A 12,657-nucleotide genomic window follows, 5' to 3' on the forward strand; every position below is an offset into this window, starting at 1 on the left:
TTCGCGGGCTGGCCGCGCCCGGCGGCGGGCCGGGCCGTCCCCGGGCGCGGCGGCTGCCGGCGGCCGGCACCCGAACCGGAGCCTGACGGCTGACGAGGTGTCGTCATCGGGTACCACCCCCGTGCTGGGCCGGTGCGGATGTCACCGGGTTGAGCTGGATCACCGAGTCACCGGCCGAGGCCGCCGGGGTCGGCGGCGGCGCCTGGGTGTTCGGCTGCGCCGGAGGCTGGGCAGTGGGCGAGGCGCTCGGCGCGGCGCTCTGCTGGGCCGGGGCCTGCGCGCCGGGCGAGGCCTTCATCGGCCACGGCTCGACCGTCGACTTCTTCACCGGCGGGCTGTCCTGTGCCGGGCCGGGCGTGCCGAGCACCTTGCCGCCGTTCGGCACGTCAAGGAAGGCCATCCCGCCGGCCGGGACCATGCCCAGCTCGGCGGCCCGCTTGGCCAGCGCGTCCGGGGCCGAGCTCTGGTCGATCTCGTGCTGGAGGCTCTGCTGTTCGTCGGTCGCCTTGGTGGTCTGCTTCTGGAGCCGGGAGAGCTCGAAGGAGCCCTCGTTGAGCGCCGTGTTCAGCGCCAGCAGCCCGAGCAGCCCCGCCGCCAGCAGCACCACGACGAGCACCGCGAACGGTGTGCGCCCCCGCACGGGGCGCCGCCCCGGCCGGACCGTGATCCGCGCCCTGCCCTGTCCGGGCAGTCCTCCCCGCCCCGCCCGGACCTCACCGGCCACCGGCCCCACTGCTCTCCTCCACCCTTCGGACCCCGCCGGACCGTTCCTCAGCCCCGCTTGCTTCGGTCCCTGATCCTCTCCGCCACCCGCAGCCGTACGGGCGCGGCGCGCCGGTTCTCCTCGATCTCCTCCTCGGTGGCCTGCTCGGCACCGCGGGTGATCAGTTTGAGCCAGGGCTGGTGCTCCTCCGGGATGAACGGGAGCCCCGGCGGGGCCGTGTTGGTCGAGCCGGCGGCGAAGTACTGCTTCACCAGCCGGTCCTCCAGCGACTGGTACGACATCACCACCATCCGGCCACCGATCGCGAGGACGTCCAGCGCCCCCGGGATCGCCCGGTCCAGGACCTCCAGCTCACCGTTGACCTCGATCCGCAGCGCCTGGAACGTCCGCTTGGCGGGGTTGCCCCCGGTCCGGCGGGTCGCCGCCGGGATGGCGTTGCGCACCAACTCGACCAGACGCGCGCTGTTGGTGAACGGTTCCTTCTCCCGCTCCCGCAGGATGACCGAGGCGATCTTCCCGGCGAACCGCTCCTCGCCGTACACCTTGAGGATCCGGGCCAGGTCGCCGTGGCTGTAGGTGTTCAGCACCTCCGCCGCGCTGATCCCCCGGGTCTGGTCCATCCGCATGTCCAGCGGCGCGTCCTGGGCGTAGGCGAAGCCGCGGTCGGCCTCGTCCAGCTGCATCGAGGAGACGCCGAGGTCGAACAGGACGCCGTCCACCTCGTCGATACCCAGGCGCTCCAGCACCTCGGGGATCTCGTCGTACACCGCGTGCACCAGGGTGGCCCGGTCGCCGAAGGGGGCCAGCCGCTCGCCGGAAAGCTCCAGCGCCTGCGGGTCGCGGTCCACCGCGATCAGCCGCACCTCCGGGAACTGGGTCAGCAGCGCCTCGCTGTGCCCGCCGAGGCCGAGGGTGGCGTCCACCACCACGGCACCGGGGCGCGAGATCGCCGGGGCCAGCGCGTCCATGCACCGCTGCAGCATCACCGGAACGTGCTTGGGACCCGGTTCGTTGGTGGTCATGCGCGGTGGCGCCCTTCCTCGGTGCGGAGCAGCCCGACGACCGGGAGCTCCGACCATTCTCGCCCACCGCCCGTCGGCGCGACGACGCGGCCCGTGGTCCCCGCCCGCTCTGGGGGAAGGTCGTGGACGCCCGGCGCCGGGGAAGGTGCGCCAGGTGAACACGGAGCGGGTGGAGGCCACGAGCCGCATCGGCCGGGCCGCGCACCGGCCGGAACGGCCCGGTTGACGGGCTGCGGCGGGTGTGCTCCAACGCGGCGCAACTCTATCGCGCGGACCCTTCCAGTCAATGGTCCGCTCCGGCGCACCACCCGGGCGGCGGTACGGATCACCGCAGGTCGTGGCCGTCCGGGCGGTCCGGCGAGGGCACCGGCCGGGGGCCTTCGGCGAGCGCCGCGCGCCCCCGTCGAGCGACCGGGTACGAACCCACCGCGGGACCGGCCCCGGCACCGGCCACAGGACCGCTCCGGGACGACTCCGGCACCAGTCCGGACAAACCCGCCCGTTGTCGCTATGCGCTCGATCACAGCGGTGCGTTCTGTAGCTCTCCGCCCCACCGCGGGGCCCCGGATCGCACTAACGTCGCCCCCATGACAGTGACCCCCGACCGGCCCACGCCGAACGCCGCTGCCGACTCCACCGGACCCACCATCATCGACCGCTTCGTCACCTCCAACCGCGAGTACGCGGTGACCTTCCGGGACGGCGGCATGGACGCCCGCCCCGTCCAGAAGATCGCCGTGGTGGCCTGCATGGACGCCCGTCTCGACCTGTTCGCGGCGCTCGGCCTCGAACTGGGCGACGCCCACGTCATCCGCAACGCCGGCGGCGTCGTCACCGACGACACCATCCGGTCCCTGACGATCAGCCAGCGCGCCCTGGGCACCCGCTCGATCGCCCTGATCCACCACACCGGCTGCGGCCTGCTCGGCCTCACCGAGGACTTCCGCCGCGAGCTGGAGCTGGAGGTCGGCCAGCGCCCGCAGTGGGCGGTGGAGGCCTTCGTCGACCTGGACAGCGACGTCCGCCAGTCCATGCAGCGGGTGCGCACCTCCCCGTTCCTGCTGCACACCGACGACGTCCGCGGCTTCGTGTTCGACGTCCACACCGGGCTGCTGCGCGAGATCCGGTAGCGCCGCCCGCTCGCCCGCCCTTCGACCCGGGGCGGGACCCCCACCACCTCCCCCTCCGGGCATTCGGAGACCGCCGAATGGTGACTTCTGGCCGCCGAACGGGGGAGAATGCGCCTGCCGGTCGGACCCCGAACCACCTGGGTCGGCCGGGCCGCAGGCCGCCCACCGGCGCCGGATCCTCCTTCGGAACCGCCCCCGGGACGGCCGCGTCAAGCATGGGTGGGGTCCGGCCTCAGGTGGGGCGGGCGCAGCGTGCCAGGGAGCGTAAACGGGTGACGAGCTACAACGATCAGGCCGGTCTCGGCAGTCCTGCGGGGGGCGAGCAGAGGGCGAACGGGTACCGTCCGGTCGGGCTCTCGGAGCTGGCCGCAGTGGTGGACCGGGTCCGGACCAACATCGAGAGCGTGATCGAGGGCAAGCCGGAGGCCATCCGGATCGCCCTGACCGTCCTGCTCGCCGAGGGCCACCTGCTGCTGGAGGACGTGCCCGGCGTCGGCAAGACCATGCTGGCCAAGGCGCTCGCCAAGTCCGTCGACTGCACCGTGCGCCGCATCCAGTTCACCCCCGACCTGCTGCCCTCGGACGTCACCGGCACCAACATCTACGACCAGCAGCGGCACGACTTCGAGTTCCGCCCGGGCGCGATCTTCGCGCAGATCGTGGTCGGCGACGAGATCAACCGCGCCTCGCCCAAGACCCAGTCCGCGCTGCTGGAGTCCATGGAGGAGCGCCAGGTCACCATCGACGGCACCAGCTACGAGCTGCCCTCGCCGTTCATGGTCGTGGCCACCCAGAACCCGGTCGAGATGGAGGGCACCTACCCCCTCCCGGAGGCCCAGCGGGACCGCTTCATGGCCCGGATCTCGATCGGCTACCCGAGCCCCGAGGCCGAGTTCGCGATGCTCGACGTGCACGCCGGCGCCAACCCGCTGGACGACCTCCAGCCGGTCGCGCACGCCGCCGACATCCTCAAGCTGGTCGAGCTGGTCCGCACCGTGCACATCGCCGACCCGGTCCGCCGCTACGCCGTCGACCTGGTCGCCGCCACCCGTACCAGCCCCGAGCTGCGGCTGGGCGCCTCGCCGCGCGCCACCCTGCACCTGGTCCGGGCCGCCCGCGCCGCCGCCGCGCTGGACGGGCGCGACTACGTCACCCCGGACGACATCCAGCGCCTGGCCGTCCCGGTCCTCGCGCACCGCCTGATGCCGACCGCCGAGACCCAGCTCGGCCGGCGCACCTCCGAGCAGATCGTGACCGACCTGGTCGCCCGGCTGCCGCTGCCGCGTCCGCAGGGCGGCCCGGCCGTCCGGAGGGGCTGAGGTGGCCTCATCCGACCCGACGGGCGGACTGCGGGCCGGACTGCGCGGCCTCACCACCCGGGGCCGCTCCTTCCTCGCCGCCGGTCTGACCGCGGTGGTCTGCTCCTACCTGCTCGACCAGGACGCGCTGCTGCGGGTCGGCGTGCTGCTCGCCGCGCTGCCGCTGGCCGCCGCCGTGGTGGTCGCCAACACCCGCTACCGGGTGGCCAGCGGACGCCGGCTCAGCCCGCACCGGGCAATCGCCGGCCAGGAGGCCCGGGTCCACCTGCGGGTGGACAACGTCTCCCGGGTGCCCACCGGGCTGCTGCTGCTGGAGGACAAGGTCCCGTACGTGCTCGGGCCGCGCCCGCGCTTCGTGCTGGACAAGGTCGAGCCGCGCGGCTTCCGCGAGGTCTCCTACCGGGTCCGCTCCGACCTGCGCGGCCGCTACCCGCTCGGGCCGCTGCAGCTGCGGCTGTCCGACCCGTTCGGGATGTGCGAGGTCAACCGCGCCTTCGCCGCCGCCGACGTGCTCACCGTCGTCCCCCAGGTGCAGGCGCTGCCGCAGGTGCGGCTCACCGGCGAGTGGATCGGCCAGGGCGAGAGCCACACCCGCACGCTGGCGCTGGCCGGCGACGACGACGTGATCCTGCGCGAGTACCGGCCCGGCGACGACCTCCGCCGGGTGCACTGGCGTTCCACCGCCCGGTACGGCGAGCTGATGGTGCGCCGCGAGGAACAGCCGCAGAAGGCCCGCGCCACCGTCCTGCTGGACACCCGCGAGGTGGGCCACCGGGGCATGGGCCCCGCGTCCTCCTTCGAGTGGGCGGTCAGCTGCGCCGCCTCCGTCGCCGTGCACCTGCTGGAGCGCGGCTACCAGACCCGGCTGCTCACCGACACCGGCCAGTGGGTGCCCGGGCCCGGCAGCGGCGGCCACAACGTCGCCGCCGACACCTCCGGGCTGATCCTGGACGCCCTCGCGGTCGCCGACCTGTCCGACGGCGCCGGGCTCTCCCGCGCCGAGGAGCCGCTGCGGTCCGGCGGTGAGGGCCTGCTGGTCGCCGTCCTCGGCGACCTGGACCAGGCGCAGACCGCCCGGCTGGCCCGGCTGCGCGGCCGTACCGGCGGGGCCGTCGTCTTCCTGCTCGACACCGGCACCTGGGCCGGTCTGCGGATGCTCGCCCCCGGCACCGGCGGGGACGCGTTCCGCGAGCGGGTCCGGGAGCTGCGCCAGGCCGGCTGGACGGTCCTGCCGGCCCGGGCCGGCGACTCCGTGCCGGACCTGTGGCGGGCCGCCGACGGCGCCAAGACCACCGCCCCCTACCGAGAAGAGGCCGGCGCGTGACCCCCCGGGCCAAACTGACCGTCTACTCGGCGCTGGCCACCGCCCTCGCCTCGCTGTGCATGCTGCCGCTGCTGACCACCCGCAGCTGGCTCACCCACGCGTTCCTGGTGATCGCCGTGGTCGCGGGGGTCGGCGCGGGCCTGCGCCGTTCGCCGCTCTACCGCTGGTCGGTGCCGGTGGCCCAGGTGCTGGTGCTGCTCCTGCTGATGCTGATCGGCTTCGCCGGCTCCGGGATGACCGCCGGCGTGCTGCCCGGGCCGTCCGCGATGCGGGTGCTCGGCCAGGTCTTCTCGGCCGGCGTCGACGACATCACCCAGTACGCCATCCCGGCGCCGCCGACCGCCGGCCTGCGGCTGATCCTGGTCTCCGCGGTCGGCCTGATCGCCGTGCTGGTGGACGCCATCGCGGTGACGTACCGGCGTTCGGCGCTGGCCGGGCTGCCGCTGCTGGCGCTCTACTCGATCGGCAACGGCCTGGCCGGGGAGCACAGCAGCTGGGTCTGGTTCGGCTGCGCCGCGGCCGGCTACCTGGTGCTGCTGTTCGCCGAGGGCCAGGACCGGGTCTCCCGCTGGGGCCGGGTCTTCCGCGGCGGCCCGCGCGGCACGGTGACCTCCACCCAGGTCGGCCTGGGCGGCCAGCAGGTCGGCGTCCTGGCGCTGGCCCTGGCGCTGCTGCTGCCGGTCTTCCTGCCGCGCTGGGACCTCGGGCTGTTCGACTCCGGCTCCGGCGGGTCGTCCGGCAAGGGCACCGCCGGGAGCCTGACGAGCCTCGACCCGCTGGTCAGCCTGGAGGCCTCGATCACCAAGCCGTCCGACACCGAGCTGCTCTCCTACAGCCTGGACAGCGACCTCGCCGACCAGACCTACCTGCGCACCGGCTCGCTGGACCAGTTCGACGGCACCTCCTGGAAGCTCAGCAGCACGGCGGTCATGAGCCTGCCGGTCACCATGCCCGCCCCCGAGGGTCTGCGGGACACCGACGTCGCCCGCTTCAAGGGCGACTTCCAGGTCAGCGAGAAGCTGGACAAGAGCTGGCTGCCGATGCCCTACCCGGCCGCCTCCGTCCAGGTCCCCAACCGCGGTGACTGGGGGTTCGACCCGATGACCCGCACCGTCCTGCCGGCCAACGACAAGGCGATGCGCGGCCTGCACTACACCGTCAGCGCGCTGGACCTGCGGCCCAGCGCCAACGAACTGCGCACCGCGCCGCTCGCCCCGCAGGACGTCCGGGACCACTACACCGCCCTCCCCTCCGACCTGCCGTCCGTGGTGGCCGAGCAGGCCAAGGCGGTCACCGCCGGCGCGCGCAACGACTACGACCGGGCGACGGCCCTGGTGAAGTGGTTCACCGGCCCTCAGTTCACGTACGACACCGCGGTCGAGGGCGGCACCGGCAGCGACGCCATCGCGGTCTTCCTACGCGACCGCAAGGGCTTCTGCGTGCACTTCGCCTCCACCATGGCCGCGATGGCCCGGGTGCTGAAGATCCCGGCCCGGGTCGCGGTCGGCTTCACCCCCGGCGACAGCAAGGGCGGTGGCACCTACTCGGTGACCGGCAAGATGTACCACGCCTGGCCGGAGCTGTACTTCTCCGGCTACGGCTGGCTGCGCTTCGAGCCGACCCCGAGCCGGGGCATCCCGACCAACTACAGCGAGGCGTCCAGCACCCCGACCACCGCTCCCACCCAGCAGCCGACCGCCGCGGCGACCAGCACGGCGGCCGTCCCGGCGCCGAGCAGCAGCTCCGACTGCACAGCCAAGCAGCACCAGCTGGGCGACTGCGGTCCCAAGAGCAAGGCCGTGAGCACGGCCGCCGAGGAGTCCTGGCTGCTGTCCGGGCAGGTGCTCGGCACCCTGGCCGTGGTGGTCGCGCTGATCGTCCTGCTGCTCGTACCGATGTTCTGGCGGACGGCCGTGCGCCGTCGACGGCTCGGCGGCGGCGGGCGCCGCCGGCCGGGCGGGGACGGTCCGGTCGAGCTCACCGACGCCCAGGTGCTGGCCGCCTGGGACGAGCTGGTCGACTCCGCCTGGGACCTCGGAATTCCCCCGGACGAGTCACGCACGCCGCGCTCGGCCGCCCGTCGGATCACCGAGACGGCGGACCTGGACGCGGACGCGGCAGCCGCCGCCGGGCGGCTGGCCCTGGCCACCGAGCGGGTGCTCTACGCCCGTCCCGGGCAGGTCACCACGGCCCCGCTGGCCGCCGACGTCCGCACCGCCCGGCGTGCCCTGTGGGCCCGCACCCGCCGGGCCGGCCGGGTCCGGGCACTGCTGCTTCCGCCGTCCTCGGCGCAGCTGTGGTGGCGGATCTCCGACACGGTGCGGGCGGTCCGGGCAGGCGCCGCCGCCCGGACCGGCCGGGCCGCCGAGGCCGTCTCCGGCCCGGTGCGCCGGGTGGTCATCCGCCGCAAGCGGTCCACCCCGGAGTCCTGACCCACACGAGAGCCGGGGCGGGCAGTCGATCGACTGCCCGCCCCGGCTCTCGTTCTCTCGTCCCTCGATGCGGCGCTGCGCCGCTACGGCTCAGAAGCCGCCGGCCTGCTCGTCCCGGCGGCGCTGCCAGCGCTGCTCCACCCGGTCCATCATTCCGGCCTTGCGACGCGGGGCGGCGGCCTGGCGGGGGCCGGAGCCCTGGCTCGCGGGCCCGCGGCGCCAGCCGGTCACCGCGAACACCGCACACCCGAGCATCACCAGGAAACCGACGACGCTGACCCAGATCTGGTCCGGAACGACCATGCCGCCCATCAGCAGACCGATCCCCACCACGAAGCCGGCGACGGCCAGGTAGACCCGCCGGCGGGTGTAGGTGCGCAGCCCGGTTCCCTCAAGCGCTGACGCGAATTTGGGATCTTCGGCATACAGCGCTCGCTCCATCTGGTCGAGCAGTCGCTGCTCGTGCTCCGAGAGCGGCACGGAGTCCTCCTACTCGTCGGTCGCGGGTGCGACCGGTCCGCCACCCCGGTCGGGGAGGCCAGTCCAATCAGCCTTGGGCACACGGTCGGACGCCCGTGTGGGGGACCCGGCCCGTGTCGTCCATATGCCCCACGCATCCAGCTGTCATGCTTTCCGGCTTTACCCAGATCATACGGTCCGTGGGCCCGTTACGGAGTGGTCTGCGCCGCGTGGGACGGGCCACTTGGACGGGGCGGGGCCGCACCCGGCTCAACGCCGGACGGATCGGACAAGTGCCCGACCCGGTGGAATCGGTCCGGACCTGGGGAGCTTCCCGGTCCCACCCCGGTGAGGGGTCGGCGTCCGGCGGCCGACGGGCGGTCCGGAGGGGGCCCCGAGGGGGTCCCGAGGGGGTCCCGAGGGAGGTCAGACGAGGGTGGCCAGCAGGTGCAGCTGGGTGGCCACGGCATGGAAGGCGGGCTGCTCGGCGGCGGCCTGCTCCAGCTTCAGCAGCGCCTCCGTCGCGCCCGGCTCGGCGTCCACCAGCACCCCGGGCACCAGGTCGGCGAAGACCCGGACGCCGTGCACCGACTCCACCCGCAGCCCCGCGCCCTCGGCCAGTCGGCCCAGCTCCTCGCCGGTGAAGCGGCGCGGCATCGGGTCCTGCTCGCCCCAGCGGCCGTCCTCGGCGGAGAGCGCCGTACGGGCCTCGGTGAAGTGGCCGGCCAGCGCGCGGGCCAGCACGGCGCCGTTGCGGTTGGCGGCCAGCAGGCTGACCAGGCCGCCCTTGCGCAGGGTGGCGGCCAGGCTGCCGAGCGACTCGGCCGGGTCGTCCACGACCTCCAGCACGCCGTGGCAGAGCACCGCGTCGACGGTGCCGGGGGCGACCAGCTCGGGCAGTGTCTGGGTGTCCCCCTGGACGGCCCGGACCAGGTCCGTCACCCCGGCCTCGGCGGCCCGGCGCTCCAGCGCGAACAGCGCGTCGGGGCTCGGGTCGACCACGGTGACCCGGTGGCCGAGCTTGGCCACCGGCACGGCGAAGTTGCCGGTGCCACCGCCGGTGTCGACCACGTCGAGCACCGGCTGGTCCAGCTCGGCCGCCCGCTTCTCCAGGGCTGCCCGCACCACCTCCCAGACCACGGCGGTACGCAGGGCACTGCGGGGACGCGTCGGGTACAAGGTGGGGCTCCTCGGCACGTGCAGATCGATCAGGTTGCCTCCACCTTAGGGCCTGTCTCCTGGGTCCGGTCGGACAGCCCGCGGCGTTGGGGTGCGTGCATCGCGCGGCGGAGAAGGGCGACGATGCGGCGCCTTGGCAACCGACGACAACGCGGCGAGGTGCGTGCCCCGAGGCCGCGGACCCGGCAGGGGCCCATGAGACGGGCCCTGCACCGGGCGGATCGCGGTGCGGTTCATGCCGGGGGCTCGTCGGCGTCGAGCGGCAGCCGGGGGGCGGGCGGGGCCGGGCGCAGGCCGAGCAGGCGCTCGACCAGGCGCAGGAACAGGGCGGAGTTGCGGATCAGGTCGTCGGCGTCACGGGCCGAGGCGGCGCCCCGGATCCCGGCCTCGGCGGCGGCCCGGCGGCGGGCGCCGGCCCCGTAGTAGAGCGCCCATTCGGCCAGTTCGGGCGCCACCTCGGGGAGCACCTCCCAGGCGCTGCGGATGGCCTTGCGCCGTCGCGGGTTCTTCTCCGGCCGGCCGCGGACGGCCAGTACGGCCGCCACCGTGCGCAGCGCGGCCAGGTGCGCGGTGGCGTAGCGCTCCAGCGGGTCCTCCAGCGCGCGGGCGCGGGCCAGCGTGCGGTGGGCGTCCGCGAGCAGGTCGAGGGCGGCGGGCGGCGCCGCCGTCCGGCGCGGCACGGGGTGGACGTCCCGCCCGGCCGGGGCGGGGGTGTGCGGCAGGGCGGCGGAGTGGAGGCGGGCGGTGACGGGCTCAGGGTGGCTGATGGTCATGGTCTCCCCCGGTCCGAGGCAGCGCGCGGACCGGGTGGTCCGTGCTCCTCCATCGTGAACGGCGCCACTGACAATCCGGCCCCGGGAACGGGCGTACCGGCGGCGGACGCGGTCCCCCCGGTCCGCGCCGCCGCCGTCTGCCGTCGCTCCGCCCACCCCCCACCGGGCGGCGGTGCGAACTTCCCCCGTTTCCCCCGTTCGGAGACCGGTCTCCCCCCGGCCCGCTCCGCCGCCCCGTGTCGGCGGTGCGGGGCCCGTGACCGGCGCCCGACGCGGATCCCGAACCACCACCCCCCGAGCCTCCAGGCCGGGGAGCGGACGGGATCCGCCACCCGGGCGGCCGGCGCCCGACGCGCCGTCCTCCCGGGTGCCACCACTCTCCCGTCCCGGCAGGTCGGAGGCCATCCGCTGACGTACTCAACCGGGGATCTGAGTACCCGTACTCAGCCGGCCCGGTCCGGGCGGACCGGGAACCGCGGCGGTGACCGGTGACGTCCCGGGTCCGGGTACGGTACGGCGGGGCCGGGGCGGTCCCGACCGGGGTCGGGAGACCCGGGATAGCGAGGAGGGGGACGCGATGACGGTCCTGCCGCTGATCTTCACCAGCGGTCTGGCCAGCGGCATCAACGCGTACGCGGTGGTGCTGCTGCTCGGTCTGCTGGGCCGGTTCGCCGGGGCGGAGTCGGTGCCGCACGCGCTGGAGCGCACCGATGTGCTGATCGCGGCGGCCGTGCTGTTCCTGCTGGAGGCGGTGGCCGACAAGATCCCGTACGTGGACACCGTCTGGGACGCCGTGCACACCGTGATCCGGCCGATCGCCGGCGCCGTCGTCGGCGTGCTGATCGCGAGCAACGACCCGGGCTCGCTGAGCGAGGTCGCGGCCGGGGCGATGGGCGGCACCACGGCGCTGGTCACCCATCTGGTGAAGGCCTCGCTGCGGATGGCCGTCAACACCTCGCCCGAACCGTTCAGCACCATCGTGGTCAGCCTGGCGGAGGACCTCTCGGTGGCCGGCCTGGTCACCCTGGCGATCTTCCACCCCTGGGCGGCCGCCTCGATCGCCGCCGTCCTGCTGCTGGCCGGCCTGCTGCTGGTCTGGCTGGCGGTCAGCAGGATCCGGGCGTTCCGGGCCCGTCGGCGCGAGCGCAAGGCCGTCCGGGCGGCCGCTGCGGGATCGCCCGCAGGTCAGGCCTAGGATCGGGTCCCATGGCACGGATCGTCATCATCGGCGCAGGAATGAGCGGGCTCGCGGCGGCCTCCCGGCTGGCGACCCTCGGTCACCGGGTGACGGTCTGCGAGGCGAGCGGCACGTACGGCGGCATGGTCGGCCGGTACGAGCGCGACGGCTTCGCCTTCGACACCGGCCCCGGCCTGCTCACCCTCCCGGCGGTCTACCGCGACCTCGCGCTGAAGACCGGCCGGGAGCCGCTGGAGCAGCTGGTCGACCTGGCGCCGGTGGACCCGGAGAGCCGGCACCTGTTCCCGGACGGCGGCGACCTCACCCTGCCCAACGCCTCCCGCGGCGGCGTCGGACAGGCCCTGGACGCCGCCTTCGGGGCCGGCTCGGGCGAGCGCTGGAACGCCATGATCAACCGCGGCCGGACGGTCTGGGAGGCCACCCGCCGCCCGCTGCTGGAGGAGCCGCTCCCGGCCGACCCCACGCCGCTGCACGCCGACCCGTACCCCGTACCGCCCCGGCGCGGCCTCGCCCGACTGCGGCCCACCGGCCGGTGGACGCTCGCCGACGTCGCCGCCCGCGAGCTCGGCGGCCACCCGGGGCTGACCGCCCTGCTGCACGAGCACGCGCTGCGCTTCGGCTTCGACCCGCGCCGCGCCCCGGCCTCGGCCACCGTGCTGCCGTACATGGAGCAGTCCTTCGGCGTCTGGTACGTCAGGGGCGGCCTGCGCGCGCTGGCGGACGCGGTGTACCGCCGCTGCGAGCAGCGCAAGGTCGAGTTCCGCTTCGACACCCGGTGCGAGGGGGTGCTCACCGCGGACGGCCGCGCCCGCGGGATCGAGACCACCGCCGGCCCGGTCGAGGCGGACGTCGTGGTCTCCGCGGTGGACGCCGACGCGCGGCACCACGCGCCGGCGGGCACGGCCGAGACCCCGGACCACCGGCCGGCCCCGGCGCAGGACGCCGACGGCGTCCCCGGCCGGGTCGTGGTGCTGCTGGCCCTGCGCGGGGAACGCCCGGCGGGCACCGCGACCAGATCGGAAGAGCGTCGGGTGGGGGAAGGGGGTACGGGCGGGGGGGGGTGGGGGGGGGGGGGGGGGGGGGAGGAAGAGAGGGGG

The 12,657-nt window shown here is 74.9% G+C and carries 11 protein-coding genes; 6 read left to right on the top strand and 5 right to left on the bottom strand.

The features are described from left to right. Window positions 1-103: 103 nt before the first annotated feature. Window positions 104-640 (bottom strand): septum formation initiator family protein, encoded by a 537-nt coding sequence (locus BG452_RS18800; protein ID WP_188305492.1) that lies wholly within the window; start codon window positions 638-640, stop codon window positions 104-106. A gap of 131 nt (window positions 641-771) precedes the next feature. Continuing rightward, window positions 772-1,746: a 16S rRNA (cytosine(1402)-N(4))-methyltransferase RsmH gene (rsmH, locus tag BG452_RS18805; protein WP_188305493.1), complete on the bottom strand. Its 975-nt coding sequence runs from the start codon at window positions 1,744-1,746 to the stop codon at window positions 772-774. A 587-nt stretch (window positions 1,747-2,333) separates the two neighbouring features. Here rsmH and BG452_RS18810 point away from each other — a divergent pair. The 4 genes from BG452_RS18810 (at window position 2,334) to BG452_RS18825 (ending at window position 7,951) form a co-directional block, all read left to right on the top strand. Continuing rightward, window positions 2,334-2,876 carry a beta-class carbonic anhydrase gene (locus tag BG452_RS18810; protein ID WP_188305494.1) on the top strand — a complete coding sequence of 181 codons (543 nt, stop codon included), beginning with the start codon at window positions 2,334-2,336 and terminating at the stop codon, window positions 2,874-2,876. Window positions 2,877-3,148: 272 nt separating this feature from the next. Beyond that, window positions 3,149-4,195 carry an AAA family ATPase gene (locus tag BG452_RS18815; RefSeq protein ID WP_411292971.1) on the top strand — a complete coding sequence of 349 codons (1,047 nt, stop codon included), beginning with the start codon at window positions 3,149-3,151 and terminating at the stop codon, window positions 4,193-4,195. Window position 4,196: 1 nt separating this feature from the next. After that, window positions 4,197-5,519 carry a DUF58 domain-containing protein gene (locus tag BG452_RS18820; RefSeq protein WP_317621119.1) on the top strand — a complete coding sequence of 441 codons (1,323 nt, stop codon included), beginning with the start codon at window positions 4,197-4,199 and terminating at the stop codon, window positions 5,517-5,519. Beyond that, on the top strand, window positions 5,516-7,951 hold the full coding sequence (locus BG452_RS18825; protein WP_188305496.1) for a transglutaminaseTgpA domain-containing protein: 2,436 nt from the start codon (window positions 5,516-5,518) through the stop codon (window positions 7,949-7,951). Before BG452_RS18820 ends, BG452_RS18825 begins: the two co-directional genes overlap by 4 nt. 90 nt (window positions 7,952-8,041) lie before the next feature. Here BG452_RS18825 and BG452_RS18830 read toward each other — a convergent pair whose 3' ends face one another. The 3 genes from BG452_RS18830 to BG452_RS18840 all read right to left on the bottom strand — a co-directional run bounded on the left by BG452_RS18830 (window position 8,042) and on the right by BG452_RS18840 (window position 10,362). Then, on the bottom strand, window positions 8,042-8,431 hold the full coding sequence (locus tag BG452_RS18830) for a DUF3040 domain-containing protein (RefSeq protein WP_188305497.1): 390 nt from the start codon (window positions 8,429-8,431) through the stop codon (window positions 8,042-8,044). A 405-nt stretch (window positions 8,432-8,836) separates the two neighbouring features. After that, a complete protein-coding gene (locus BG452_RS18835) occupies window positions 8,837-9,589 on the bottom strand; it encodes a methyltransferase domain-containing protein (RefSeq protein ID WP_223242413.1) in 753 nt (250 codons plus the stop codon). Between the two features lie 233 nt (window positions 9,590-9,822). Beyond that, complete coding sequence (locus BG452_RS18840) at window positions 9,823-10,362, bottom strand: SAV_6107 family HEPN domain-containing protein (RefSeq protein WP_188305498.1); 540 nt, start codon at window positions 10,360-10,362, stop codon at window positions 9,823-9,825. A 577-nt stretch (window positions 10,363-10,939) separates the two neighbouring features. Here BG452_RS18840 and BG452_RS18845 point away from each other — a divergent pair. Next, complete coding sequence (locus tag BG452_RS18845) at window positions 10,940-11,557, top strand: DUF4126 domain-containing protein (RefSeq protein WP_188305499.1); 618 nt, start codon at window positions 10,940-10,942, stop codon at window positions 11,555-11,557. 11 nt (window positions 11,558-11,568) lie between these two features. Then, window positions 11,569-12,657 (top strand): phytoene desaturase family protein (locus tag BG452_RS18850; protein ID WP_188305500.1); only part of this gene is annotated, 1,089 nt, incomplete at its 3' end.

The sequence above is a fragment of the Streptomyces sp. CBMA123 genome, assembly GCF_014596465.1.
Taxonomy (GTDB): Bacteria; Actinomycetota; Actinomycetes; order Streptomycetales; family Streptomycetaceae; genus Kitasatospora.

Excerpts from the sequence above, each read along its gene's own strand:
- rsmH (WP_188305493.1), bottom strand. The coding sequence starts at position 1,746 with ATGACCACCAACGAACCGGGTCCCAAGCACGTTCCGGTGATGCTGCAG.
- BG452_RS18810 (WP_188305494.1), top strand. The coding sequence starts at position 2,334 with ATGACAGTGACCCCCGACCGGCCCACGCCGAACGCCGCTGCCGACTCC.
- BG452_RS18840 (WP_188305498.1), bottom strand. The coding sequence starts at position 10,362 with ATGACCATCAGCCACCCTGAGCCCGTCACCGCCCGCCTCCACTCCGCC.
- BG452_RS18845 (WP_188305499.1), top strand. The coding sequence starts at position 10,940 with ATGACGGTCCTGCCGCTGATCTTCACCAGCGGTCTGGCCAGCGGCATC.